General features: G+C 71.6%; 27 protein-coding genes, 1 tRNA gene and 1 riboswitch. Of the genes, 10 read left to right on the top strand and 18 right to left on the bottom strand.

Translation table 11 applies throughout. From position 1 onward, the window contains the following. Nucleotides 1–143 precede the first annotated feature (143 nt). The 5 genes from LWC35_RS16075 to LWC35_RS40290 all read right to left on the bottom strand — a co-directional run bounded on the left by LWC35_RS16075 (nucleotide 144) and on the right by LWC35_RS40290 (nucleotide 5,677). Nucleotides 144–1,862 (bottom strand): cation:proton antiporter, encoded by a 1,719-nt coding sequence (locus LWC35_RS16075; protein WP_232870937.1) that lies wholly within the window; start codon nucleotides 1,860–1,862, stop codon nucleotides 144–146. Nucleotides 1,863–1,927: 65 nt separating this feature from the next. Further along, the gene (locus LWC35_RS16070; RefSeq protein WP_232870936.1) at nucleotides 1,928–2,893 is read right to left on the bottom strand and encodes a cyclase family protein; all 966 of its coding nucleotides are present in this window, start codon (nucleotides 2,891–2,893) and stop codon (nucleotides 1,928–1,930) included. A 143-nt stretch (nucleotides 2,894–3,036) separates the two neighbouring features. Then, nucleotides 3,037–3,216: a hypothetical protein gene (locus LWC35_RS16065; protein ID WP_232870935.1), complete on the bottom strand. Its 180-nt coding sequence runs from the start codon at nucleotides 3,214–3,216 to the stop codon at nucleotides 3,037–3,039. Between the two features lie 608 nt (nucleotides 3,217–3,824). After that, entirely contained in the window at nucleotides 3,825–4,364 is a 540-nt protein-coding gene (locus LWC35_RS16060) for a potassium channel family protein (protein WP_232870934.1), read from the bottom strand. A 392-nt stretch (nucleotides 4,365–4,756) separates the two neighbouring features. Beyond that, entirely contained in the window at nucleotides 4,757–5,677 is a 921-nt protein-coding gene (locus LWC35_RS40290) for a DUF389 domain-containing protein (RefSeq protein ID WP_232870933.1), read from the bottom strand. A 401-nt stretch (nucleotides 5,678–6,078) separates the two neighbouring features. Here LWC35_RS40290 and LWC35_RS16050 point away from each other — a divergent pair, with 401 nt between their 5' ends. Continuing rightward, nucleotides 6,079–6,702 carry an ATP-binding protein gene (locus LWC35_RS16050; RefSeq protein ID WP_232870932.1) on the top strand — a complete coding sequence of 208 codons (624 nt, stop codon included), beginning with the start codon at nucleotides 6,079–6,081 and terminating at the stop codon, nucleotides 6,700–6,702. Nucleotides 6,703–6,900: 198 nt separating this feature from the next. Beyond that, nucleotides 6,901–7,449, top strand: a complete 549-nt coding sequence (locus LWC35_RS40285; protein ID WP_232870931.1) for a potassium channel family protein — start codon at nucleotides 6,901–6,903, stop codon at nucleotides 7,447–7,449. A 238-nt stretch (nucleotides 7,450–7,687) separates the two neighbouring features. Here LWC35_RS40285 and LWC35_RS16040 read toward each other — a convergent pair whose 3' ends face one another. Next, nucleotides 7,688–8,089, bottom strand: a complete 402-nt coding sequence (locus LWC35_RS16040; RefSeq protein ID WP_232870930.1) for a DUF5997 family protein — start codon at nucleotides 8,087–8,089, stop codon at nucleotides 7,688–7,690. 43 nt (nucleotides 8,090–8,132) lie between these two features. On the opposite strand from LWC35_RS16040, the gene LWC35_RS16035 reads away from it, so the two are divergent. Beyond that, nucleotides 8,133–8,834 (top strand): LysR family substrate-binding domain-containing protein, encoded by a 702-nt coding sequence (locus tag LWC35_RS16035; protein WP_232870929.1) that lies wholly within the window; start codon nucleotides 8,133–8,135, stop codon nucleotides 8,832–8,834. A gap of 236 nt (nucleotides 8,835–9,070) precedes the next feature. Here the strand turns inward: LWC35_RS16035 and LWC35_RS16030 are convergent, their stop codons facing one another. From LWC35_RS16030 to LWC35_RS15995, 8 genes are all read right to left on the bottom strand, one after another. Next, nucleotides 9,071–9,556: a DUF6194 family protein gene (locus LWC35_RS16030; protein ID WP_232870928.1), complete on the bottom strand. Its 486-nt coding sequence runs from the start codon at nucleotides 9,554–9,556 to the stop codon at nucleotides 9,071–9,073. Between the two features lie 75 nt (nucleotides 9,557–9,631). After that, nucleotides 9,632–10,045 carry an arsenate reductase ArsC gene (locus tag LWC35_RS16025; protein WP_232870927.1) on the bottom strand — a complete coding sequence of 138 codons (414 nt, stop codon included), beginning with the start codon at nucleotides 10,043–10,045 and terminating at the stop codon, nucleotides 9,632–9,634. After that, complete coding sequence (arsB, locus tag LWC35_RS16020; protein WP_269804240.1) at nucleotides 10,042–11,157, bottom strand: ACR3 family arsenite efflux transporter; 1,116 nt, start codon at nucleotides 11,155–11,157, stop codon at nucleotides 10,042–10,044. The genes LWC35_RS16025 and arsB overlap by 4 nt, the downstream gene beginning before the upstream one ends. Next, nucleotides 11,154–11,537, bottom strand: coding sequence for an ArsR/SmtB family transcription factor (locus LWC35_RS16015; protein ID WP_232870926.1), 384 nt, complete (start codon nucleotides 11,535–11,537; stop codon nucleotides 11,154–11,156). The genes arsB and LWC35_RS16015 overlap by 4 nt, the downstream gene beginning before the upstream one ends. A gap of 103 nt (nucleotides 11,538–11,640) precedes the next feature. Further along, nucleotides 11,641–11,859, bottom strand: a complete 219-nt coding sequence (locus tag LWC35_RS16010) for a hypothetical protein (RefSeq protein ID WP_232870925.1) — start codon at nucleotides 11,857–11,859, stop codon at nucleotides 11,641–11,643. Between the two features lie 68 nt (nucleotides 11,860–11,927). Then, entirely contained in the window at nucleotides 11,928–12,755 is an 828-nt protein-coding gene (gene arsM / locus LWC35_RS16005) for an arsenite methyltransferase (RefSeq protein ID WP_232870924.1), read from the bottom strand. A 21-nt stretch (nucleotides 12,756–12,776) separates the two neighbouring features. After that, the gene (locus LWC35_RS16000) at nucleotides 12,777–14,084 is read right to left on the bottom strand and encodes an MFS transporter (protein ID WP_232870923.1); all 1,308 of its coding nucleotides are present in this window, start codon (nucleotides 14,082–14,084) and stop codon (nucleotides 12,777–12,779) included. 87 nt (nucleotides 14,085–14,171) lie between these two features. Beyond that, the gene (locus tag LWC35_RS15995; protein WP_232871024.1) at nucleotides 14,172–15,494 is read right to left on the bottom strand and encodes an FAD-dependent oxidoreductase; all 1,323 of its coding nucleotides are present in this window, start codon (nucleotides 15,492–15,494) and stop codon (nucleotides 14,172–14,174) included. Nucleotides 15,495–15,651: 157 nt separating this feature from the next. Between LWC35_RS15995 and LWC35_RS15990 the strand changes: the two genes are divergently transcribed. Then, nucleotides 15,652–16,575, top strand: coding sequence for a helix-turn-helix domain-containing GNAT family N-acetyltransferase (locus tag LWC35_RS15990; protein WP_232870922.1), 924 nt, complete (start codon nucleotides 15,652–15,654; stop codon nucleotides 16,573–16,575). A gap of 82 nt (nucleotides 16,576–16,657) precedes the next feature. Next, entirely contained in the window at nucleotides 16,658–17,386 is a 729-nt protein-coding gene (locus tag LWC35_RS15985; protein WP_232870921.1) for a sulfite exporter TauE/SafE family protein, read from the top strand. Nucleotides 17,387–17,449: 63 nt separating this feature from the next. On the opposite strand, the gene LWC35_RS15980 is transcribed toward LWC35_RS15985, so the two are convergent. Further along, nucleotides 17,450–17,761 (bottom strand): Na+/H+ antiporter NhaA, encoded by a 312-nt coding sequence (locus LWC35_RS15980; RefSeq protein WP_232870920.1) that lies wholly within the window; start codon nucleotides 17,759–17,761, stop codon nucleotides 17,450–17,452. Nucleotides 17,762–18,055: 294 nt separating this feature from the next. Next, nucleotides 18,056–18,120: riboswitch (Fluoride riboswitch) on the top strand. A 266-nt stretch (nucleotides 18,121–18,386) separates the two neighbouring features. Here LWC35_RS15980 and LWC35_RS15975 point away from each other — a divergent pair. The 5 genes from LWC35_RS15975 (at nucleotide 18,387) to LWC35_RS40950 (ending at nucleotide 21,624) form a co-directional block, all read left to right on the top strand. Beyond that, nucleotides 18,387–18,680 carry a DUF3040 domain-containing protein gene (locus LWC35_RS15975; protein WP_232870919.1) on the top strand — a complete coding sequence of 98 codons (294 nt, stop codon included), beginning with the start codon at nucleotides 18,387–18,389 and terminating at the stop codon, nucleotides 18,678–18,680. 54 nt (nucleotides 18,681–18,734) lie between these two features. Then, nucleotides 18,735–19,298, top strand: a complete 564-nt coding sequence (crcB, locus tag LWC35_RS15970) for a fluoride efflux transporter CrcB (protein WP_232870918.1) — start codon at nucleotides 18,735–18,737, stop codon at nucleotides 19,296–19,298. Next, nucleotides 19,295–19,648, top strand: coding sequence for a fluoride efflux transporter FluC (locus LWC35_RS15965; RefSeq protein ID WP_232870917.1), 354 nt, complete (start codon nucleotides 19,295–19,297; stop codon nucleotides 19,646–19,648). Before crcB ends, LWC35_RS15965 begins: the two co-directional genes overlap by 4 nt. A 22-nt stretch (nucleotides 19,649–19,670) precedes the next feature. Beyond that, nucleotides 19,671–20,171, top strand: coding sequence for a universal stress protein (locus LWC35_RS15960; RefSeq protein WP_232870916.1), 501 nt, complete (start codon nucleotides 19,671–19,673; stop codon nucleotides 20,169–20,171). Nucleotides 20,172–20,313: 142 nt separating this feature from the next. Beyond that, nucleotides 20,314–21,624 carry a replication initiator gene (locus LWC35_RS40950; RefSeq protein WP_372463059.1) on the top strand — a complete coding sequence of 437 codons (1,311 nt, stop codon included), beginning with the start codon at nucleotides 20,314–20,316 and terminating at the stop codon, nucleotides 21,622–21,624. Here LWC35_RS40950 and LWC35_RS15950 read toward each other — a convergent pair. The 3 genes from LWC35_RS15950 to LWC35_RS15940 form a co-directional block, all read right to left on the bottom strand. Next, nucleotides 21,584–21,655 (bottom strand) — tRNA-Val (locus LWC35_RS15950). The genes LWC35_RS40950 and LWC35_RS15950 overlap by 41 nt on opposite strands. 23 nt (nucleotides 21,656–21,678) lie before the next feature. Next, a complete protein-coding gene (locus tag LWC35_RS15945) occupies nucleotides 21,679–22,047 on the bottom strand; it encodes a TIGR02611 family protein (RefSeq protein ID WP_308194564.1) in 369 nt (122 codons plus the stop codon). Between the two features lie 92 nt (nucleotides 22,048–22,139). Then, a partial coding sequence (locus tag LWC35_RS15940; protein ID WP_232870913.1) for an anti-sigma factor occupies nucleotides 22,140–22,584 on the bottom strand: 445 nt, incomplete at its 5' end.

Raw genomic sequence — 22,584 nt, 5'->3', positions numbered from 1 at the left:
CAGCAGCGTCGCGTCGTGTCGCCTTGAACGGCGACGAGCAGTCTGACCTCCGCGGGACCTGTGCGGCGAGGGACTTCCCGAGGACGCGGAGAGCGCCGGCGTCTTGGCTCGGTCGGCGTCATTCTCATCGGCACTCCTCACTGTTACCGCGTTGCTTCTTCGCTCGGGCCGAGGACCACGAGGGTGTCGCCCGGCTGCGGGTCCGGGAGACGATCGGTTGTTGCCGGGATCAAGGTGCCTTCGGGTTTGATCAGGAACAGGAGGTCTGTGGCTGGGGGGACCTCGCCGTCTGACGGCTGGGTGGTGATGCGGGCGCCGGTCTTGTAGCGGGCGGCCAATGCTGGGTGGGTGAGCGGGGAGGCGAACAGGGTTTCGGCGGGCAAGTAGGGCGCCACCGTGCCGGAGCTCGGTTCCAAAAGGTAGACGGGGACGTCGGAGCGCCCCGCCACGGTGGTGGCGGCCAGGGAGTTGAAGTGGTCCTCGTCAGTGAGCAGGAGGACCGCGGTGACGCCTTCCATCTCGGTCCCCTGGCTGATCGCGGAGGCGAGCATCTCGCCGGGGGCCAGCTCGAGGGCTGCTTGTTCGAGCTGGGTGCGCTGGTACTCCGAGGGAGCCCACATCAGGGGTTCCAGGCCGGCGGTGCGCAAGACGCAGGCCAGGTCGATGACCCACGGATCGCCGCCGACCATGAGCGGACGGCTGCGGGCGGGCCGGGTGACGCCCAGCCACTTGGCGACCGGGACGGCGGTCAGGCCATAGATCGCGACGGTGGCGACGATGCCCAGGAACGCGACGGGCAGGATCTCGGACGCACCGCCGATCCCGCCGGCGGCGAGCTCCGCCCCGAAGGTCGAGGCAGTAGCCGCGGCGACGATGCCGCGCGGCGCCATCCAGCCGATGAACGCCCGTTCTCCGCGGGTCAGCCCGGTTCGGATGGTGGCGAGGAACGCCACCAGTGGCCGGACCACCACCACCAGCGCGGCCACGAGCCCGAGGGCGGGCAGCAAGAGGTTGTGCAGCGACTGAGGGGTGACCGTGGCCGAGATGGACACGAACAGGACGCCGATGGTCAGCTGCACCAGGGTCTCGAAGAAGGGCCGCCGGGCCGGAATGTCGAAGGTCCGCAGGTTCCCGACCGCGAGACCGGTCAGGATCGCGGCGATGAGCCCGGCATCGTCGCGGACGATGTCGCACACGGCCGCAATGCCCACCACACACGCGAGCTGGACCGCGGTGCCGAGCACATCGTCCAGATCGAGCTTGCACAAGCAGAACCAGAGCACCGCGACGCCGACGACCGCCCCGGCCGCGCCGATGCCGACCGACAGGAGGAACTGCCCCAGCAGAGCACCGGGCCCGCCCTGGCTGCTCGCGAGCACTGCATGGAACACCACCGCGCCCAGGACGCCGCCGACCGGATCGATCAACGAGCCCTCCCAGGACAATGTTTGCTGGAGGCGGTCAGTCGGCCGGACGAATCGCAGCAGCGGACCCACCACCGTCGGCCCGGACACCACCAAGATCGCACCCGTCATCACCGCCGCCCCGGCCGACATGCCCAGCAGCGGGCCGGCCAACACCGCGGCGAACGCCATGGTGATCGGCACCCCCCAGATCACCAGGCGGGGTACCACACGGCGGGCGCGCCCTTGGACCTTTCCCCACTCCAGCGCCAGGCCGGAGTCATAGAGGATCACCGCGACCGCCAGCGAGACCAGCGGCTGGAACGCCGCCCCCAGCAGGAGCTGCGGATTGACGACCTCGGTGAGCGCACCGGCACCGAAGCCCGCCGGCAGCAGGATGATCAGCGCCGGAACGTGTAGCCGGCTCGCCAGCACCTGCGAGCCGACCGCGAGCACCATGATCAGGCCGATCCCCCACAGGATCTGGTCAGTGCTCATAGCCCGCCCCTTCTCGAGCTGGTCGTTTACAAGATCGCGACCGGGTTGACCGGCGAGCCCGTCGCGGTCGGCAGCCGCAACGGCGCGATGACGCAGAGGAACGACCAGCGGCCGCCCTCCGCGCAGGCCTGCGCCAGCTCGGTGAACTGCAGGTAGTCGAGCAGGTGCAGGCCCAGCGCGTTGACGGCCAGGACGTGCACGGGGAAGTCGACGCCGGCGACGGCGCTGGGGGCGGTGTCGTTGTTGCCGTCGCCGGCCAGCGCCGCGATCCGACGCTCGGCCAGCAGGGGCAGCACGCTCGGATGCAGCCCGGCGCGGGCCTCGGCGGCGTCCCACGGGCCCCGTTCCGTCCGCCGGCGCCGGTGCCCCACCCGCACGCACAGGATGTCGCCCCGGCCGACCCGCACCCGCTGGTCCCGTTCGGCCGCGAGCAGATCCTGCACCGTCACGTGGTCGCCCGGTTCGAGCCAGGGCACACCCCGGGAACGCGGCACATCCAGGAGCACACCGCGGCCGACGATGCCCTCGGCCGCGGTCTCGATGGACAGCTCGGCCGCCCCGTCCGCCGTGACGGTGTCCGCGGCCACCCCGTTGTACAGAGTGCCGTCGAAGATGACGTGACACAGCGCGTCGACGTGGCTGTCGGCGTTGCCGTGGATGTTCATCGCGATCCGGTCCATGCTGAACGACAGGCCCGGTCCGGCCTCGGCTCCCAGCGGTCCCTTCATGCGGTGCCGGGCGGGATCGGGGTTGTCGGCAGCGGGCCGGTCCTCCACCGGCGCGGCGAGTGACACCGTGCGGCCCAGCCTGACCTCGCCGACGGCGGCGAGCACGACCGCGGGCGTGAGGTGGTTCAGCGCCCCGCGCCGGTCATCCGGCCCCCAGGGCAGCGTGCCGCGCAGCTGCTCGTACAGCCTGCGGAACTCGTTCTGGCTCATCTGCCCGGGCGGAAGCGCGGGCGAGCCGGTGGCGGCGGACCGGGTTCCGGTCATGCCCTCGGCCTCCGATCAGTTCAGGTCCGGGTGGTGTGGCGGCCCCGGCGCGGCCTGTCACCCCCGCCGCTTCCCTCGGTCCGCCGGCATACGACCCGTTGGGCGGGAAGTCTGGCGATGGCGACGAGGACCTGGCCTCCGCATCAGTTGAGCTGCCCGCGCGCCTCGCGCAGATTGCCGGCTCGCCTCCGCTGGTCCTCGATGCCGAGGGCGCTGCGGCTGATCTCCGAGCGGGCCTGGGCGAGCTCGCGGTCGAGTTGTCGTCGGGTCTTCCCGTACTGCGAGTTCTCGACGAACTCGTGGCTCCCAGGCAGCGCAGGCACGGTATGATCCTTCTCGACGCGGGGCAGGCATGCCCGATGGTGACAAGTAGCTGGTGAATGTCGGGGCTGGCCCTCTGGCGGCATGAAGTTGCCCTCAGAGTGTGTGCCGGACACGAACCACGACAGGGTCTGACAGACCCTACGCTGCAGTGCGCCTGCCTCTATTGCCAACGTGAAAGTGCGAGAACGACCCAGCCGGTTCCGTGGCGGTCCCGACCTCCTCGTCCCGCCGATGACCGTCTTCCCCGGGCGTTCCCTCATCGCCGAGTCGTCCCGCACAGTCGATGCCCGGAACCAGAGGCGGACGACACTCGTCGGGGGGACGAACGGGGTCGCGGCCGACCAGGTCGAACGGCCGGTCTTCTCGGATGACGTTGCGTGCCTGTCGAAGCGGGGTCGAACCTGTGGAGATGGCGGTGGACGTGCGTTTCATTGACGGGCCGGCGGCCGGCACGGTCAAGCGATACACGTACTTGGGTACTGCCTTGCCGAGCTTGGCCTGGACCGGCGAGTCCGACCGAGTTGAGGCCGTCTATCACCGCGTCGATGATTGTCCTGGTACTGATGGAGCCTGGCTGTACCACCGGGCGGATGTCGAGCGCAGGCAGCTAAGCCGATCGCCGGCGCTCCAACCCGCGGCTCACGGCGTCGAGGATGGCCTTGAGAACGAGGCCGAGAACGAGAAGATCGGCGACCATCTGGACGGTGACGACGATCCGTAGGGCCGGGGCGACCGGAGCGATGTCGCCGAACCCGACGGTGCTGAAGACCGTGACGGTGAAGTAGAGCGCGTCGGTGCGGGTCAGCGGCTCGGTGAACGCGGCCGGGTCGGCCTGCGAGGCCAGGAAGTACCCCGCGGAGAACAGGAGCAGGAACACCGGTACCACGAGCACGAGCGTCCCGAACGCCCTGAGGCCCGGATACGGGGCGCGCTCGATCACACGAACCTGCCAGATGATCAGGCCGGCGATGCCTGCCAGCCCGAGCAGGAGGATCATCAGTGTGATTCCGCCGGGCTTCACGGACAGAGGCAGGACGTAGTACAGCGCGACCAAGAATGCCACCGTCGCCAGGCCCGACAGCCCTGCGAGGATCACCTCCCGCGGTGTCAGACGGGCCGCGGCCAGGCCCGGCATCGGCGTGCTCACGGGTCCTCACCGCTCGGGGCCGACCCGTGTCGACCGTCGCTGTCGCCCACGTCAACCCACTCCTCGGGTCGCTGGATCCACGTCCTGCCGGCACTGATCGCCGGATCGTGCCCACGTGGCACCCGTACGGGAGGTAGCGACCAACGGCTGTCGTTCGTCCTGGCCTCGGCTCCGAAGCGCCGGCTGCCAGGACGGCACAGGAGAGCTTCGAGTCGGCAGGGCCCAACGCCCCGACGCCCCTGACCCAACGTCCCGACAGGGGCTCGCCGACGGGTCCGCCACGGCCAGACACTGAGACGCCGGTGGACCAGCACCAGCCGGGCCCGACCTCGGCCGCGGCGGCGAGTGTTCGGGCCCAGGCGGTGGTGCGGCCGCGGCCTGCGCGCGACCGGTCATCCCCTGCCCCGTCGGAGGACCCGCTTCCAGATGACCCTCTGCGCCGGGAGTCCGACGATCGCGACGGCGGCGAGGACCGTGACGTTGAGAAGCAGCTGCAGGAACGAGCCCCAGGCCTCGCTCCCGCTGCCGAAGGCCAGCGACAGGCCGATGTCGGATGCCGCCGGGATGGTCGTCACGGAGATGAACACCCCGATCAGGGTGCTCGACCGCGCCTCGGTCAGTGAGACGACGCCGACCACCCCGGCCAGTACGGCGACGATGAACGAGAACCAGTTCGGGGTGTCGATCAGGTTCGACACCGGGCGCACGCCGAGGGCGTAGAGCTCGGGCTGCAGCCCTGCCCACCGGACGACGAGGGACAGCAGCAACGCGCCGGCCACGGCGAGGGTGAACCCGACGACCAGCGCACCGCCGCTGCGCCGTACCCGGGTGAGGTCGCGGCGGGTGACGCCGAACGCGAGACTGAGGATGGCGCCGTACTCCGGTCCGACCACCATCGCGCCGACGATGAGGATCTGGGAGTTGGTGAGGATGCCGACGGCGCCGATGAGCCCGGCGATGACCAGCAGGGTGTACCAGCTGGGCGGGAAGGTCCCCTCCAACGAGATCCTGGCTTCGACCTCGGCCCAGACGGGGGCGAACTCGTGGAACCGTCCACGCCTGGCCGCGACACGGTCCGCGACTGCGGAGAGCGAGGCGTCGACGTTGTCGAGCACGATCGAGCCCCGCTGGTCCAGCCCGAGGTCGCGCAGCTGTCCGATGACCTCGTTGGCCGCCCCGTGCAGCACGTCGAAGACCACCGCGTCCCCGTCCGGGTGGCTGACCGCCCCGGGAATCAGCGTGAGGTCCGTGACCGCGGGCTCGGCGCGGAGCATGGTCATCAGCGCGGCGGTGACATCGGGTGGGCTGACCACGCGTAGATGAATCACCCCGCCACCCCGGACGAGTCACACCGACGGCCGAGCAGGCGCTCGCCGGGCCGGGTCGTCGGTGTCGTCGCCGATCACGCTCATGTCCGTTCCTCGCGCCCCGGACGAGCCGCCGGGCGGAAGCGAGGGTGCGGCCCGCGAGCGCAGGACGACGTCACCCCGCGAGGGTGAGCCACGCGGGTTGCGGGGCCCGACACGGCCGTACCGACGGGTGCACGGGGCATGCCGACCGGGTGGGACGTCGGATGTGATCCCCGATTGCGCCCCGTCACGTCCGGGAACCGCTCGCTCGCCCGATGTTTGCCTCGGCAAGAGCCGGGTACCGGAGCGGCGCGTCTGTCCGCACAGAGCGTTGTTGAGCCCCCAGCAACCACGGAGCCGCCCGCATGTTCGAAGCGAACGAGGAGCCCGCGGCTCCGGACGGATCGTGGCTCTTCGAGCCGCCGACCGAGCTGACCATCTCGTCGACGCGATGGCAGATGACAGGGCCGGCGCTCCAGAAGGTCCTCTACCCGATGCGCGCCTCCCTCACCCAGTGGCTGCGTTCGGTCGGCTACGCGGCGGGGCCGGCCTCCGAGATCGTGGCGGCGGCGGACGAGGCCGTGTCGAACGTCGTCCTGCACGCGTACGCGCAGGTGGTGGGGCTGGTGTGGGCCGACGCGGAGCTGGTCGGCGAGCCACGGGGCAGGCGTGTCTCGCTGACGGTGGCGGACCGCGGCTCGTGGCGCCCGGTCGAGGGGCGCACCCCTCTCGGTATCGGGCTGGAGCTGATCGAGGAGCTGATGGACGAGGTCTCGGTCCGCCCGTCGACGACCTCCTTCGATGCGCAGTCGGGGCGGCGCATGGCACACCTCGGTGCGCAGGACCGGCACGGGACGAGCCCTCCCGCCTCGGGCCTGCCCGGTGCCGGCTGGTTCACCCCCGGGACCTCGGGAACCGTCGTGCGCATGCTCAGCCCCGTCTCGCCCGTCGAGCACGGCGTCGGCATCCCGTTACCCGGCCTCGACTAGCCCCGCGTGCACCGCGGGCGGAACGAAGGCCACCCGGCTCCGGAGGCTTTCGGCCCTGACCGGGCTCGCGTCGCCCGGTGACGATCGGCGAAGGGGTCGCGCGCCACGAGGTCGTGTCCCGGATGCGGGCTGAGCGCGAGGTCGGGTGACCTCCGCGGGGAGACGCAGGATGCGGGCGACGACACTGTGGTGGGCATCGTGACCGGCCCCGACGGCACGCCGGCCCGAGGGCCGGCGGAGGCCCGACCCTCCTCGGGCCGGATCGCCTGGACGATCCTGCGGGTGACCGCGTCGGTCGTCGCACTGGTGACGCTGTACTACGTGTTGCCCCTGAATCACTGCTCGGTCCCGGCGGCGCTGACCATGCTGCTGATCGGGCTGGCGGGATTCGTCGCCCTGGTCGCCGTTCAGGTCCGCTGGATCATCCGGTCGCCGTTCCCGATGCTGCGCGCCGTGGAGGCGCTGGCCACGAGTGTGCCGTTCTTCCTGCTGCTGTTCGCCGCCACCTACGTCGTCCTGGCCGGGCTGTCCGCCGACAGCTTCGGCGGGCCGCTGACCCACACCGACGGCCTGTACTTCACGGTCACCGTGTTCAGCACCGTCGGGTTCGGTGACATCACCGCCCGCACCCAACCGGCCCGTAACCTGGTCACCGGTCAGATGATCACCGACCTCGTCGTCCTCGGCCTCGCCGTCAAGGTCATCGTCGGCGCGGTCGACCGCGGTCGGAGCAGGACGAGCCGCTGAAGCGGCCGATGACCCGGAGGCGGGAGCTCGAGCACGCGCTGACCCCCGACACCTCCCTCGCCGGTCCGACCAGCGCCGGGACGCCGAGCCGTGCGCTTGGACCCGGCTCGGCGATGGTCGACAGCCTCCTACGGAAGAGTCGCGCGCCCGGCCCCCGGCATCCGGCCCCCACCCCACCGGCCCAGCGGCACACCAGGAGCGGGCTTCCGCACGAGGAAGGCGAGACCGCCAGGACCCCTCATCCCCCGGCCCGGTCGCCGCGTGGCCTCCCGGACCGCTCGGCCTGCAGTCGGGCCTCCGCGCGCTGGGCCTCGGCCCGGGTGCTGCGCTCACGGCGCAACCACTCCGGCTGCTCCTCCTTCAAGGCCGCGATCTGGGCGGTGGTCAGCGGCTCGGTGATCTCGGCCCGAGCCAGCCCGGAGATCGACACCCCCAGTCGGTCCGCGACGACCTGGCGGGGGTGCGGGCCGTCGCGCCGCAGCTCGCGCAACCACTCGGGCGGATCGGCCTGCAGGGCGTCGAGCTCGTCGCGCGAGACGACACCGTCCCGGAACTCGGCGGGCGTCGCGTCGAGGAGCACGCCGAGCTTCTTCGCCGCCGTCGCGGGCTTCATCGTCTGGGTCGACCTCTGCCGCGTCATACACCCAGATTATCGGGGCCGTACCGGCCGATAGCCTGGGCCGGTGACCGAGCCCGACGACACCGCGTCCTTCCGGCTCGGCTACGTCCCGGGCGTCACGCCGGGCAAGTGGGCGCGGATGTGGGCCGAGCGCCGTCCCCAGGTCCCCCTGCAGCTGGTCATGGCGACCACGGACGAGGCGGTGGAGCTGGTCCGGACCGGCGCCGTCGACGCCGGACTCGTCCGGCTGCCGATCGACCGGACCGGGCTGCACGCGATCCCGCTCTACACCGAGACCATCGTGACCGTGGTCCCGAAGGAGCACCTGCTCACCGCGGCCGAGGAGCTCACGGTCGCGGACCTGGCCGACGAGATCGTCCTCCGGCCGCAGGACGACACCCTCGCCTGGCCCGAGGACCGGCCGGGACGCGCCGCGGCGTTCGAGCCCGCCACGACGGCCGAGGCCGTCGAGCTCGTCGCCGCGGGCGTCGGCCTGCTGGTCCTCCCCCAGTCGCTGGCCCGCCTCCACCACCGCCGGGACCTCACCTACCGACCGCTGGCCGACGCCCCGGGGTCGAGCGTCGTCCTCACCTGGCCGGACGCGGAGAACACCGACCTCATGGAGGAGCTCATCGGGATCGTCCGCGGGCGCACGGTCAACAGCTCGCGCACCCCTCCGCCGAGAGGGAACCCCGGGGAGACCCGCCCCTCGAAGAAGAATGCCTCCCGGCGCCCTCGGGCCCGGCGCGGCCCGCACCGCCGCTGAGTCCACCCCGGGTGGTCGGCGCTCCGGTCGGGTCAGAGGCCGGCGAACAAGCTGAAGGCCCTGATCCTGGCTCTGTTCGGAGCCCCGACAAGGGCATTCGGGTGAGCGATACCGGGACCGAACCAGGGACCTCTTCGGTGTGAACGCGGATCTTGAGCGGCGCCCGGTGACGTCCGATGCCGCACCGCGCCATCCCGGAGACCTGCCCGCGGCGAGGGCAGGTCTGGCGGGTTGCCTTATCGATGCTGGCTTCGGCGTCGTGCAGCGTTGTTGTGCTTGCGGACTGCGAACGCGTGCGCCTCGACGAGCAGCTGCTGCGCCAAAGGCCATGTCCGGTCGGGGTTCAGAACGCAAACCCAGTTCTGCCCGCCGTAGATCGGGTGCGGCAGGAGGATGTCAATGGCTTTCATGTCGTGCTCGGCCCTCGGGTCGAGCAGTTCGTGGAAGCGGTCCCGCGGAAGCCCGATATTCAGTCGGTACACCCCCGGGCGGTCCAGGTCGGACGCCGAGTCATTGGCGTTGGACGTGACGACGGTGGCCCATCCGTGACGTGGCCGCTGCGCATAGTCGTCGTCGGGGTCGTAGATGGCGTAGATGTCGCCGGTGGCTTCGACGAGCAGGGTGTCGGGGAAGGCAGCAAGAGCTTCACGAACGCCATCGAGATCCACTTCCGCAACAGAGCACAATAATGTGATCCAATGCGCAAAGGAAGTGGTGCACATCACACCTCTACCGGTGGGGATCGTGGGTTTGATGGGCGCAGCCGGTGAGCTACCAGCGGGTTCAGTGCGGGTCCGTTACCGGGTGGCGGGCTCGGCCGTCAGTTCTGCGAGCAGGTCGCGCACGCGCCGGTCGATCTCGTCGCGGATGGGACGGATCTCCTCGGCCGACTTGCCGGCTGGGTCGGTGAGCTCCCAGTCGAGGTAGCGCTTGCCGGGGAAGACGGGGCAGGTGTCCCCGCAGCCCATGGTGATCACGACATCGGACGCCTGAACGGCGTCAGTGGTGAGCTTCTTCGGCACCTCGTGGGCGATGTCGATGCCGATCTCGGCCATCACCTCGCGGACGGCTGGGTTGATCGTGTCGGCCGGGGCGGAGCCAGCCGAGCGGACGGCGACGGCTCCCTGCGCGTGGTGCTGGAGCAGGGCGGCAGCCATCTGCGAGCGGCCGGCGTTGTGGACGCAGACGAACAGGACTTCGGGAACTGTCATGACGTGGTCTCCTGGCGGTTGCGGGTCCAGCGTCGGCGGGCGGCGAGGGAGACGTAGACGAGGGCGACGAGGACGGGGACCTCGATCAGCGGGCCGACGACTCCGGCGAGGGCCTGGCCGGAGGTGACGCCGAAGGTCGCGATGGCCACGGCGATGGCGAGCTCGAAGTTGTTGCCGGCCGCGGTGAACGCCATGGTCGCGGAGCGCTCGTAGTTCAGGCCGACGGCCTTGGCCAAGGCGAGGGAGCCGAACCACATGATCGCGAAGTAGGCCAGCAGCGGCAACGCGATCCGGGCGACGTCCAGCGGCCGGGAGGTGATCGCGTCGCCCTGCAGGGCGAACAGGATGACGATGGTGAACAGCAGCCCGTAGAGCGCGAACGGGCCGATCCGCGGGATGAGCTTCTCCTCGTACCACTTGCGACCCTTGGCCTTCTCCCCGAAGCGGCGGGTGAGGTAGCCGGCGACCAGCGGGATGCCGAGGAAGATCAGGACGGACTTGGCGATCTGCCAGGCGGAGACGTCGAGGTCGGTCTGCGGCAGGCCGAGCCAGCCGGGCAGGACCGAGAGGTAGAACCAGCCGAGCCCGGCGAAGGCGATGACCTGGAAGATCGAGTTGATCGCGACGAGGACGGCGGCGGCTTCGCGGTCGCCGCAGGCGAGGTCGTTCCAGATGATGACCATGGCGATGCAGCGGGCGAGCCCGACGATGATCAGGCCGGTGCGGTACTCGGGCAGGTCGGGCAGCAGCAGCCAGGCCAGGGCGAACATCAGCGCCGGGCCGAGGACCCAGTTGAGCACCAGTGAGGTGATCAGCAGTCGACGGTCGCCGGTGACGGTGCCGAGGCGGTCGTAGCGGACCTTGGCCAACACCGGGTACATCATGATCAGCAAGCCGAGGGCGATGGGCAGGGAGATGCCGTCGATGGCGATGGCGTTCAAGGCCGGGCCGAGGCCGGGGATGGTGCGGCCGCCGAGAAGGCCCAGGGCCATCGCGGCGAGGATCCACACCGGCAGGAGCCGGTCCAGGGTCGAGAGCCGCTTGGCGACCGGGGCCTCGGCCGGGTCGGTGGTGGTGTCGGTGTCGCGGGCGCTGTCGGGGGTGGCGCTCATGCGGGCAGTTCACTGTCGTCGGGGGCGCAGGTACTGGCCAGGGGCGTGCCGAGAGGAACCAGGACGTCGGCGAGCCGGGCGATGACGTCGGGGCGGGCGCGGTAGTAGACCCAGGTGCCGCGGCGTTCGCTGGTCACCAGCCCGGCCGTGCGCAGGACCTTGAGGTGATGACTGATCGTCGGTCCGGTCAGCTCGAACGCGCCGCTGATGTCGCACACGCAGGCTTCCCCGCCCTCGTGGGCCGCGATCAGCGAGAGCAGCCGCAGCCGGACCGGGTCGCCGAGGGCCTTGAACGCGGCTGCCAGCTCGACGGCCTCCTCGGCGGTGACTGCTTGGTTGGCGGCCGTGGAGCACACCAGCAGCGGGAGCGGTTTCGACACCCGTCTATCTTGAAGAACGTCGAATCGATGGGGCAAGTGAACAGTGCGTGAACTTCGACGCTCGTCGAAGTCGCCGTGTGAGGCTGGCCCAGCCGCTTCGTCGTCAGTCGCAGAAGCAAGCGCGGCCGGTGCAGCGGTGAGGGGCGTCGCGGCGGGTGCGCCAGTTCAGGGCGAGCCACAGGGCCACCGCGGCGGCCAGCAGGATCGCGGTCACGACGCGCAGCCCGGTCATGGCGGTGGCGACGGCGGCCGCGGCGAGCAGGACCAGGGGCCCGAGGAAGCGCACGAGGCAGCAGGCGACGCAGGCCAGCAGCGTTGCCACCGGCACTCCGCCGTTCTCAGGCTCCCGGAGCCCAGCCGAGCTGAATGCGCGTGGCGTCGCCGGAGCCTTCATCGGGCACCGTCGGGAGTGCGGGCGCGCACGATCGCGGACGCGGCGTGCGGGTGGACCCGGTGGGTCTCGGTGATTTCGACGTCGACGAACCCCGCCGCGTGCAGGGCGTGGGTGAAGTCGTCGCGGGTCAGGGCGCCGGCGATGCATCCGGTCCACTGTTGCGGGTCGTCGCGGGTGGTCTGGTCGATGTCGGGGTCGGCGATGACGTCGGAGACGGCGAAGCGTCCTCCCGGGCGCAGCACGCGGGCGGCTTCGGCGAGCACGACGGTCTTGTCGGCGGCGAGGTTGATCACGCAGTTGGAGAGGACGACGTCGACGGAGCTGTCGGGCAGCGGGATCTGCTCGAGGTAGCCCTCGACGAACTCCACGTTCTCGGCGCCGGCCTGCGCGGCGTTGCGGCGGGCGAGGTCGAGCATCTCCGGGGTCATGTCCATCCCGATCACCCGGCCCTCGGGGCCCACCCGGCTCGCGGCGATCAGGACGTCGGTGCCGGCGCCGGAGCCGAGGTCGAGCACGGTCTCCCCCGGGTGGAGCTCGGCGACGGCGGTCGGCACCCCGCAGCCCAGCGACGCGGAGACCGCCGTGGCGGGAGCCCCGGCTGCCTCGTCGCCGTAGAGCCCACCCCCGAACACCGCATCCGTGGCGGTGGCGCCGCAGGTGCCAGTGCCGCAGCTCGTCGCCTCGCCCCGTCGGGCCTGGTGCGGCTCGCCTCCGGCGGAGCGACGCGCGGCGGCGGCGTAGTGCTCCCGGACGCGCTCACGCAAGGCCGGGTCGGATGCGAGGTCGGGCGTGCCGACGGATGTGGTGCTGGGGTTCTGGGACATGGCGGCACCTCCTGGTCGGGATCAGCGTTGATCCACCTCGTCCGGGCCGGCCGCGGAGTGCGGCCTGGTGGACGAGACGTCGGGGTGTCGGGGCACGGATGGGGCCGAGCTGTTGCGGCGGGGGACGGTGCCGCTGGCGAGGAGTGCGGCCAGGGCGGCGATCGCGGCGAGCAGGACGAACACGCCGGGGTAGCCGCCGAGGGCGACGGCGATCGCGGCACCCGCCCAAGGGGCGAGGGCGGTGGCGATCATCGAGGGGGCCGAGAGCAGCCCGTTGAGGCGTCCGTAGTGGGCCGCGCCCCAGCGGTCGCTGATCGCGGTGGCCTGCAGCAGGGTGAACACGCCGCGGGCGGCCCCGGCGAGCATCGCCACGGCGATGAGCAGGACCTCGGGCCCGGGCAGCAGCCCGAGCAGCAGGGTGGCCGCGGCGGACAGCGCGAGGATCACCACTGCGCGCATCCGCACCGACAGCGCGGTGGTGAGGCGGCCGTAGCCGAGCCGGCCCAGGACCTGGCCGAGCCCACCGAGCCCGAGCGCCCAAGCCGCATCCGAGGTCGACAGGCCGCGCTCGATGAGCAAAGGGACCTGGTTGACCACGACCGCGAACGCGGCGAACGTGCCCAGCGCGATCGCGGGCACCAGCAGCAGGAACGCCCGGCTGCGCACGACGTCGCGCGGGGCGTGCTCGGCGCCGTGGTGTTCGGTGTGATCGGGGTCGGGCCACGGGCCGCGCAGCCCGAACAGGTGCGCCGGGATGGTGATCACGGCCAGGATGACGGCGAGGGCGAGGTAGGTGTGCCGCCAGCCCAGCGCGCCGAGCAGCGCCGCGGTCAACGGCGCGAAGATCGTGCTGGCCAGCCCGGCCAGCAGGGTCAGCGCGGTCAGCGCGCGCACCCGCCGCGGCCCCCACCAGCGGGTCAGGGCGGCGAACGCGGGCGGATAGAGGGTGCCGGCCATCGCGACCCCGGCCAGCACCCAGGCGGTGAAGAACAGCGGCAGGGTTGGCGCGAGCGCGATCCCCACCACCGCGGGCACGCCCAGGATCGAGCCGGCGGTCATCACCGGACGGGGCCCGATCCGGTCCAGCCAGCGCCCGGCCGGGATCCCCATCAGGGCCGAGACCACCAGGCCGGTGGAGAACCCGGCGGTGATCGTCGACACCGACCAGCCGGTGTCCGCGGCGATGGACGGGGCCAGGACGGGGAACGCGTAGTAGAGCACGCCCCAGCTGACGATCTGGGTCACGCACAGCACGACCAGCACCCTGCGCAATCCCCCGGTGCTCAGGTTCTGGGCCAGCCCGTCCGGGTGCGTGTCCGAGTTCGGCACCGTTGCTCCTCCTCGCCCCTGCCGACCGCCCCGCCCTCATCAGGACGGTCGGGCGGCCACCCCCACGTCGACCATCATTTTCGACAGTCAGCGCGCTCCGAGGGCGACCTCGACCGACCCGCTCGGCGCGCCGCAGCAGCCGCCGTCGCTACCGCCCGTGGCGGCGTCGGGATCGTCGAACACACCGGCGCCGCCGCACACCCCGGTCTCGGGCAGCACCAGCTCCACCCGCTCGGCAGCCTCGTGGTCCCCGGCGAGCGCGGCGACGACGGAGCGGACCTGCTCGTAACCGGTCAGCGCGAGGAAGGTCGGAGCGCGTCCGTAGCTCTTCATCCCGACCAGGAACACCCCCGGCTCGGGCTGAGCGAGCTCGCGGGCCCCGTGCGGGTACACGGTGCCGCAGGAGTGCACATTCGGGTCGATCAGCGGCGCCAGTGCCCGCGGCGACTGCAGGGTCGGGTCCAGGTCGAGCCGGACCTCCGACAGCCAGGACAGGTCCGGGCGGAACCCGGTCAGCACGACGACCTCGGCGACCGGGTCGAGGCGGCGGCCGCCCTCGCCGACCAGCACCAGCCCGCCTGCCTTCTGCTCGATGGCGGTGGTGCGGAACCCGGTCACGGTGCTGATGTGCCCGGCCTGGGCCGCGGCGGCGGCCCGCTTACCCAGCGCCCCGCGGGCGGGCAGCTGGTCGGTGTCCCCACCGCCGAAGGTGTTGCCGAGCTGCCCGCGCCGCAGCAGCCACGTCACGTGGGTGCCGGGCTCGGCCTCGGCCAGCTCGGCGAACGCCACCAGCGCGGTCAGCGCCGAGTGCCCGCTACCGGCTACCGCGACCCGCTGGCCCGCATAGCGCGCCCGCACCCCCGGGTCGGTCAGGTCCGGCACCTGGTAGGCGATCCGCTCGCCGGCCGCCCGCTCCCCCACGGCTGGCAGCCCGTCACCGCCGAGCGGGTTCGGGCTCTGCCAGGTCCCGGACGCGTCGATCACCGCACCGGCGGTGATCCGCTGCTCGCCGTGCGGGGTCTCGACGTGCACGGTCAGCGGCTCGCCCTCCCGGCCGGCGTCGACAACCAGGTCCCGCCCGCGCCGCGCGACCCCGACCACCCGGGAGCGGTAGCGCACCGCCTCGCCGAGCACGTCCGCGAGGGGCTGCAGGTAGCGCTCCGCCCACTCCCGGCCGGTCGGGTAGGAGGCCGCGTCCGGGGCCTGCCACCCGGTCGGGGCGAGCAGCTTCTCCCCCGCCGGGTCGACCAGCTCCGCCCACCGGGAGAACAGCCGCACGTGGTGCCACTGCCGCACACTCGCCCCGGCCCGCTCCCCGGCTTCCAGGACCAGCGGAGTCAGCCCCCGCTCGACCAGGTGCGCGGCTGCGGCCAGACCCGCCGGCCCCGCACCGACCACGACCACCGGCAGCCCTGCCGCCGCTGCCTGTGCCGCCTGTGCTGACTGTCCTGACTGTCCTGACTCGCTCACGACATCCCTCCATCGACACGCTTCGATGCTTGGCGCCGGACTGTATCGATGGACGTCGATTGACGCAACCATCGATGTGGGTCGATACTCTGGTGTCATGAGCGCGAGCGTGTCCCCCACGGCCCCGGCGACCCCGGGCCTGGTGCTGCCGCTGTCGGACGTGTCGAACCCGGCCGCGACGCAGCTGTCCCCGCACGACGCGGCCACCTACGCCGACTGGTTCGCCTGCCTCGCCGAGCCCACCCGGGTGCGCCTGCTGCACGCGATCGCCGTCGCCGGGCACGAGATCACGGTCGGGGAGCTGACCGAGCAGCTCGGGATCTCCCAGTCCACCTGCAGCCATCACCTGCGCAAACTCGCTGACGTCGGGTTCGTGGCGATGCGCAAGGAGAAGACCGCCACCCTGGTGTCGGTCAACCCGGCCTGCTGCACCGGCCTGCCGCACGCCGCGGACGCGGTGATGGGCATGCTCGGGCCGCGCCCGTGCTGCCCCACCGACTTGCCCGTCGACGTCACCGTCCGCTCGATGCAGCCCAGGGACTGGTCCGTGGTGCGGCGGATCTACGCCGAGGGCATCGCCACCGGCGACGCCACCTTCGAGACCGAGGTCCCCGAGCGGCGCGAGCTCGACCGCAAATGGCTGCCCGAGCACCGCTGGGTCGCCGAACTCGACGGCCAGGTCGTCGGCTGGACCGCCCTCGCCCCGGTCTCCGCGCGCCCGGTCTACGCCGGGGTGGCCGAGTCCTCGATCTACGTCGCCGAGGGCCTGCGCGGCCGGGGCGTCGGCAAGGCACTGATCCACAAGCAGGTCACCGCCGCCGACGAGGCCGGGCTGTGGACCCTGCAGACCGCGATCTTCCCCGAGAACCGCGCCTCGATCGCCCTGCACCAGTCCGCCGGCTACCGCACCCTGGGCCTGCGCGAACGCATCGGCCAACACCACGGCGTCTGGCGCGACACCGTCTTCCTCGAACGCCGGCGCGCCACTGACCCCACCGTCTCAACTCCTGCGAATCCATGACTGATGCAGCTGGGCCCTCTTAGCTGATGGCTCGTCCCTGGTTAGCGCGGCTGTGCCGCGTGACGCTGACACGCTGTAGGGCGTGACCGCCGTGCTCCCCACGCTCCTGGCCGCGTCGCTGGCGTCCTTCGGGCTCGCGCTGCTCTCGGAGGTCGCCGGGTTCGGCGGTGGTGTCTTGCTGCTGCCGGTGTTCACCGCCTTGTTCGGGCTGCGGGTCGCTGTCCCGGTGCTGACCCTCACCCAGCTCTCGTCCAACGGCGCTCGGGTGTGGCTCAATCGCCGGGACCTGCGGTGGCGCCTGATCGGTTGGTTCGCCCTCGGCGCGGTGCCCTTCGCGGTCGCCGGTGGGCTGCTGCTCGCCCACGCCCCACTTGCGCCGCTGAAACGCATCCTCGGGGCCTTCCTGATCGGCGTGGTCGTCTGGCGACACCTACGCCGCGCGCCCCGCGCGCCCGCGCAACGTTCCTTTGCCGTGGTCGGCGCCGTGTCCGGGCTCGGCTCCGCGCTGCTGGGCTCGGTCGGGCCGCTCACCGCCCCGTTCTTCCTCGCCCTCGGTCTGACCCGTGCCGCCTACATCGGCACCGAGGCCGCCAGTTCCCTCACCATGCACATCACCAAGATCGCCACCTACGGCGTCGGCGACCTTCTCACCGGCCAAGTCCTGATCTTCGGGGTCGCGCTGACCCCGGCGACCCTGCTCGGCGCCTGGGTGGGCAAGAAGGTCGTCGGCAGGATCAGCGACCGCGTCTTCGTCCTGCTCGTCGAGATCGGCCTCGTCGCCGCCGGGATTCTCTTCCTTCTCGGATTGTGAGGCCAGGCGCCCGCCGGGCCACACCGCAGTCGCTGATCCGCCCGCCGGCACCTGTGGGTGAGGTCAGCCTTGTCTCGACGCGATCCGTCTCGCCCCCGCCGACGGCCGCGGCGATCGGACCAGGGCGCGACGCGGGTCGCGCAGGGCCCCGAGCACGAACTCGTGTTTGGGCTCCAGGCCGACGACGAAGAAGATCGCGAGCAGCCCGTCGGCGGTCCGCCGGCCCACGGACAGGCGCACGTGCAGCGCCGAGGGACCGACGGTGGTGCCGCGCAGCGCGGAGTAGAACGGAGCGGCGGGAGTGTTCGCCCAAACCAGTGCAGCGACGGTCGCCAGCAGCAGCAGGCCCCCGCCGACGGGTTCGCGGCGCACCATCGCGCCGACACGATGTGTCAGCTCATTTCGTGGAGGGATCACCGGAGCACAGATGATCGGGCCCGCCCTCGGCTCATAGCCTGTGGGCTGGGAACGGGCCGATCAGCGCTCGCGTGGCGGCGGGCAGCCCGCGATCTCGCCGTCCACTCCTCAAGCCGACGCCCGACCGAGACGCGGAGCGCGCGCACGCACCGCGTGGTGATCGCAACCGACGACCTCGACCCCCGGCTCCGGCCGAGCATCGCTGCTGCTCGCGCGTGCCGGATCTGGTCCTCCACGCCCGACCGGACTACGCTGTTGCACGGCGATGGAGCCCGCCCTAAACCGCCCACTGACGGGCTGATGGCCCCTACCTGATCTAGGTAGGAGTGCGTCATGAGCCGGCCCGGACATCGTCACTTCTCACATCGACGCGACGCGAGAGCCGCCCACTGCCGGCCTGGCGCCGCCAGTGCCGTTTTCGGCGGCCCCCTGGCCGCGTCGATCCTGGCCGCCCCTTCGTGGCACCCGCCCACCTCGCCTCGCCGGCTCGATGTACGCCAGCCTGCCGATCGGTGCTGCACGCAGGACGCCGTCGCGAAGGGGACGCCGAACAGATCGCTGCCGGCACGGGGGAGGGATCCAGATGAGGCTGACACGGCGGCAACGACGAGACCTGACCGCACTCGGACAGCAACTCGCCCGGGAGGACCCCGACCTGGCCGCCCAGCTGTCCCAACCGGCCGAGCCGGCACCTCGGCCCCGACGACGTCACTCCCACGCAGGCGTGCTGATCGGCCAGGTCCTGTTCGTCCTGGGGCTACTGATGATCGTGTGGGGTGCGCTCACATCCACCCCGGCTGCGATCACGATCGGCGTCATCGTGCTCCTGGCCTGCTGGGTCCCGTGGCAGTACGGGTCGCAAGCCAACCGTCGCTGAGCAACGCGCAGCCCGAGCTGGACCACCGCGCTTCGCGGATTCGGAGGTCGTGACATGGCACGAACGGATCCCGATGACGGCTCCGAGCGGGAGCAGCCCCCAGCCGACATCGATCCGGACCTCGCCGCGGACGAGCCGGACCGTCGCTGGCCCGAGCCGGGACTACCCGCCCTTGTCGCGGCGGTGGCAGTCGGAGGAGTCGTCGGTGCCGAGGCACGCTACGGCCTGGGTCTGGCCCTGCCCCACAGCCCGTCGCAGTGGCCGTGGGCCACCCTGCTGATCAACACCAGCGGCTGCTTCCTGATCGGCGTGCTCACGGTGGTGATCACCGAGCTGGTCGACGCCCACCCGCTGACCCGCCCACTGCTCGGCGTCGGCTTCCTCGGCGGCTACACCACCTTCTCCACCTACACCGTCGACGTCATCACCCTCGCGAACAACGGACGGTGGGCACCGGCCATCGGCTACCTCGTCGCCACCCCCGTGCTCGCCGTTCTGGCCGCAACCGGCGGGGTCGCAGCCACGCGCGCGACCGCGACCGGCACCACTCACCCTCACCCGGCCCGCTCCGGTCCCGACGCCGCTGAAGGAACAGTCGAGGAGGGGGGCCAGCCATGACCGTGCTGCTCGTGGCGCTCGGCGCGATGGTCGGCGCGCCGCTGCGGTTCCTGACCGACCGCACGATCAAACGTTGGGTCCCGGGGCTGTTCCCGTGGGGCACGTTCGCGGTCAACGTCGTGGGGTCGCTGACCCTCGGGGTGGTCGCGGCCGTGGCCGACCTGCCTACAACGGCCCTGGCCGGCACCGGGTTCTGTGGAGCGCTGACCACCTACAGCACCTTCAGCTACGAGACCTTCGCTCTGCTCGAGGGCCGTCACCGGCTGATCGGGGTGACCAACGTCGTGGGCAGCGTCGCTGTCGGGATCGCTGCCGCCACGGCCGGCTGGGCCCTGGGACACGCACTATGAACCCCTCGGAAGGACCACAGTCATGACCGAGCAGGCACGACCCACCCACGCCCGCCGGGTCCGACACACCGCAACCCCGAGCCAGGCCCCGCACGCCCACCTGGTCCTCGGCCACGACCACCATCCCCGCAGCGTCGTCGCGCTGACGGTCGCCGCGGACCTGGCCCGCCGCCTGCAAGCACAGCTGCACGTCGTCCACGGCATCGACCTGTCCGACTATCCGATCGACCCCGACGCCGCCGACTGGGAACAACAAGCCCGACGCGCCCTCGACGCGCAGCACCAGCAGGTCGCCGCCGCCCTCGCCGACTGCGACACCGGCTGGAGCTACCACGCCTGGCGCGGCGATCCCGTCGAGCTACTCACCGCGGTCGCCGAAGAGACCGACGCCCTGATGATCATCGTGGGCTCGCGCGGTGAAGGCCCCGGCAAAGTCGTCGACCGCATCCTGGAACGCTCGGTCTCGCACGGACTCATCGCCCACCAACACAGACCCGTCCTCGTCGTCCCGCACCACGGCTGAGACGCCGTGATGCCGACCATGGACTGGTGCCCGGTCTGGCCCTGTTGATCACGAAGCCTAGGTGTGCGCGCTCTTTTGATCTTTCGACCAGGCCGCGGTGCTCTGGCAGGCCCACGCCGGGAAACTCTGACAGCGCTTCACCATCGCCCTCCGCCGTGCCCTCGCCGCCCGCCTCGGCGTCTCCGGACGCCGCTTCGCACGGCTCGCCCGCCTGTCCTACGCCAAGGTCGCCGAGTACCAACGCCGCGGCCTCGTCCACTTCCACGCCGCCATCCGCCTCGACGGCCCCGACGGCCCGGACGGGCCCGCCGACCCGCCACCGGCCGGCCTCGACGGCGAGCGCCTCCGCGACGCCATCCAGGAAGCCACGACCGCGACCGCCCTCGACGTCGAACGGCCCGACGGGACAACGTTGCGCCTGCGGTGGGGCGCCCAGCTCGACCTTCGTGAGATCACCCCCACCGCGCACGAGGCCGTCACCGACGACGACGGCGAGATCACCGACACCCGGCTCGCCGGCTACATCGCCAAGTACGCCACCAAGGGCACCGGCAAGACCGACGACCACCCCGACCGGCCCATCCGCTCGCTGGCCCACCTCGAGCGCATGGCCCTCGCCACGCACCACCGGCGGCTGATCGAGACCGCCTGGCACCTAGGTCACGCAGTACGCGGAGCTCAACCTGCGCAAATGGGCGCACATGCTCGGCTTCCGCGCCATTTCCTCACCAAGAGCCGGGCGTACTCGACGACGTTCCGCACCATCCGCGGGAAGCGTCGGGCCTGGCGGCTCGCCGAACAGCTCGACCAGCTCGGCCACCCCGCCGACGAACCCTCTCGTCGTCAACGACTGGCACCTCGTCGGCATCGGCCACCACACCGAAGCCGACCGCGAACTCGCCCTTTCGCACGCCGAACGCATCCGGGACGAACGCAGGACCAGGAGGACACCGTGAGCCGCCGCAAGAGCACGATCATCGACTCCGCCCGTCTGACGTACACGGTCGAGGAGGTCGCGGTGCTGCTCAGCATCTCGCGGGGGATCGCGGATCGGCGCGTACGCGAGGGGGGTCATCCCTGCCCAGCGCGTCGGGCGGCGCTGGCTGATCTCCCGCCGCCGCTTCCACGCCTGGCTCGACGGGCAGGCCGCCTGATGGCCGGCGTGCGCAAGACCCCTGCCGCGAGCTGGCGGGCGTACTGGCGGCGGGCGGCCTCCTCTTCCCCAACGAGGTCGGCGGGGCACCGCGCCGGACGAACAACTCCGACTGCATCCTTCGGGCGCTCGACGACGGCCCGGACGATGATGCCTCGCGGAGCTCGTGATGCCTTTCTGATGCCTTTCCCGCCCGGGGAACGACGAAGGCCCTGGTCTCGGACTCCGTTTCGGAGCCCTGACCAGGGCCTTCGGCAGGTGGGCGATACTGGGATCGAACCAGTGACCTCTTCGGTGTGAACGAAGCGCTCTCCCCCTGAGCTAATCGCCCGCCGTCACGGGTGGAACCCTACATCACCCCAGGATCGGGCTCTGCAACCAGGTCCACTCCTGCAGCCCCACCCAGCCCGCGACCAGCCAGAACGCATTCAGCAGCCACAGGGTGGCGACGACGATCACGCCGGTCGCGGCGAGGACGAGGAGCTTCACGAACAGGTTCTGCCGACCGAGCCAGTCGGTCCACGCGTCGTACTTGCCCTTCGCGAAGGTGAGGACCCGCTTGGCCCAGGCGAACTCGGAGGCGAGGATGGCGAGCCCCACGAACACGATCGCCCAGCCCGGTCCTGGGTACGGGATCGCGACGATGCCGGCCGCCAGCACGAGCGTGCCGAGCACCCCGATGGCGACGCGGTAGGTGCGGCGGACCGTCGGACGCTCGTCGATGCGCGCGCGAAACGCCCGCAGCCGGTCCTTGACGTCGTCGAACCGGCCGCGCTCGTTCTCCTGCTCGCCCCGCGAGGTCTGCTCCGTGCTGCTCAGATCTCCGCCCGCCCGCTCGCCACGACCTGGGACGGCGAGGCCGGCGCGACCCGACCCGGTTCGATCGAGATCGCGAACTGCGCATATCCGGCGCCGTCGGCGGACGACCCTACCGACTGCGTGCCGGCCGCGCCTCCACGGACGTCGAACGTGCCGAGCGGGGCCGGGGTTCCCTGCGCCGGGAGTCCCCAAAGGACGTAGACCCGGTCCGTACCGTTGGCGGGCAGGTCGACGGGCAGGACCTGCTGCCCGGATGCGTCCGCCATGACGGCGGCGACCACCGGTCCGCCCTCCGCCGGCGCGAGGAAGGCGTGCGTGGTGCCCGGCCGCGCAATCTGCTCGATCATCGCCACGATGCTCTGGGCGCGGGCGGCCTCGGCGTCGCGCTCCGCCTTCATCCGCGCGCTGAACACACCGAGGCCCGTGATCGCCGTGGCCGCG

Source organism: Pseudonocardia kujensis (assembly GCF_021283305.1).
Lineage (GTDB): Bacteria > Actinomycetota > Actinomycetes > Mycobacteriales > Pseudonocardiaceae > Pseudonocardia > Pseudonocardia kujensis.
Note: the sequence above shows the minus strand (reverse complement) of the source record. Positions and strands in the feature narration are given on the sequence as shown.

Coding starts and splice junctions, on each gene's coding strand:
- LWC35_RS16030 (WP_232870928.1), bottom strand. CDS start 9,556: ATGTGCACCACTTCCTTTGCGCATTGGATCACATTATTGTGCTCTGTT.
- arsB (WP_269804240.1), bottom strand. CDS start 11,157: ATGAGCGCCACCCCCGACAGCGCCCGCGACACCGACACCACCACCGAC.
- LWC35_RS16075 (WP_232870937.1), bottom strand. CDS start 1,862: ATGGTGCTCGCGGTCGGCTCGCAGGTGCTGGCGAGCCGGCTACACGTT.
- LWC35_RS16040 (WP_232870930.1), bottom strand. CDS start 8,089: ATGACGCGGCAGAGGTCGACCCAGACGATGAAGCCCGCGACGGCGGCG.
- LWC35_RS15980 (WP_232870920.1), bottom strand. CDS start 17,761: ATGGTGCGCCGCGAACCCGTCGGCGGGGGCCTGCTGCTGCTGGCGACC.
- crcB (WP_232870918.1), top strand. CDS start 18,735: ATGGCACGAACGGATCCCGATGACGGCTCCGAGCGGGAGCAGCCCCCA.
- LWC35_RS15960 (WP_232870916.1), top strand. CDS start 19,671: ATGACCGAGCAGGCACGACCCACCCACGCCCGCCGGGTCCGACACACC.
- LWC35_RS15975 (WP_232870919.1), top strand. CDS start 18,387: ATGAGGCTGACACGGCGGCAACGACGAGACCTGACCGCACTCGGACAG.
- arsM (WP_232870924.1), bottom strand. CDS start 12,755: ATGTCCCAGAACCCCAGCACCACATCCGTCGGCACGCCCGACCTCGCA.
- LWC35_RS15965 (WP_232870917.1), top strand. CDS start 19,295: ATGACCGTGCTGCTCGTGGCGCTCGGCGCGATGGTCGGCGCGCCGCTG.
- LWC35_RS16025 (WP_232870927.1), bottom strand. CDS start 10,045: ATGACAGTTCCCGAAGTCCTGTTCGTCTGCGTCCACAACGCCGGCCGC.
- LWC35_RS16050 (WP_232870932.1), top strand. CDS start 6,079: ATGTTCGAAGCGAACGAGGAGCCCGCGGCTCCGGACGGATCGTGGCTC.
- LWC35_RS15990 (WP_232870922.1), top strand. CDS start 15,652: ATGAGCGCGAGCGTGTCCCCCACGGCCCCGGCGACCCCGGGCCTGGTG.
- LWC35_RS16070 (WP_232870936.1), bottom strand. CDS start 2,893: ATGACCGGAACCCGGTCCGCCGCCACCGGCTCGCCCGCGCTTCCGCCC.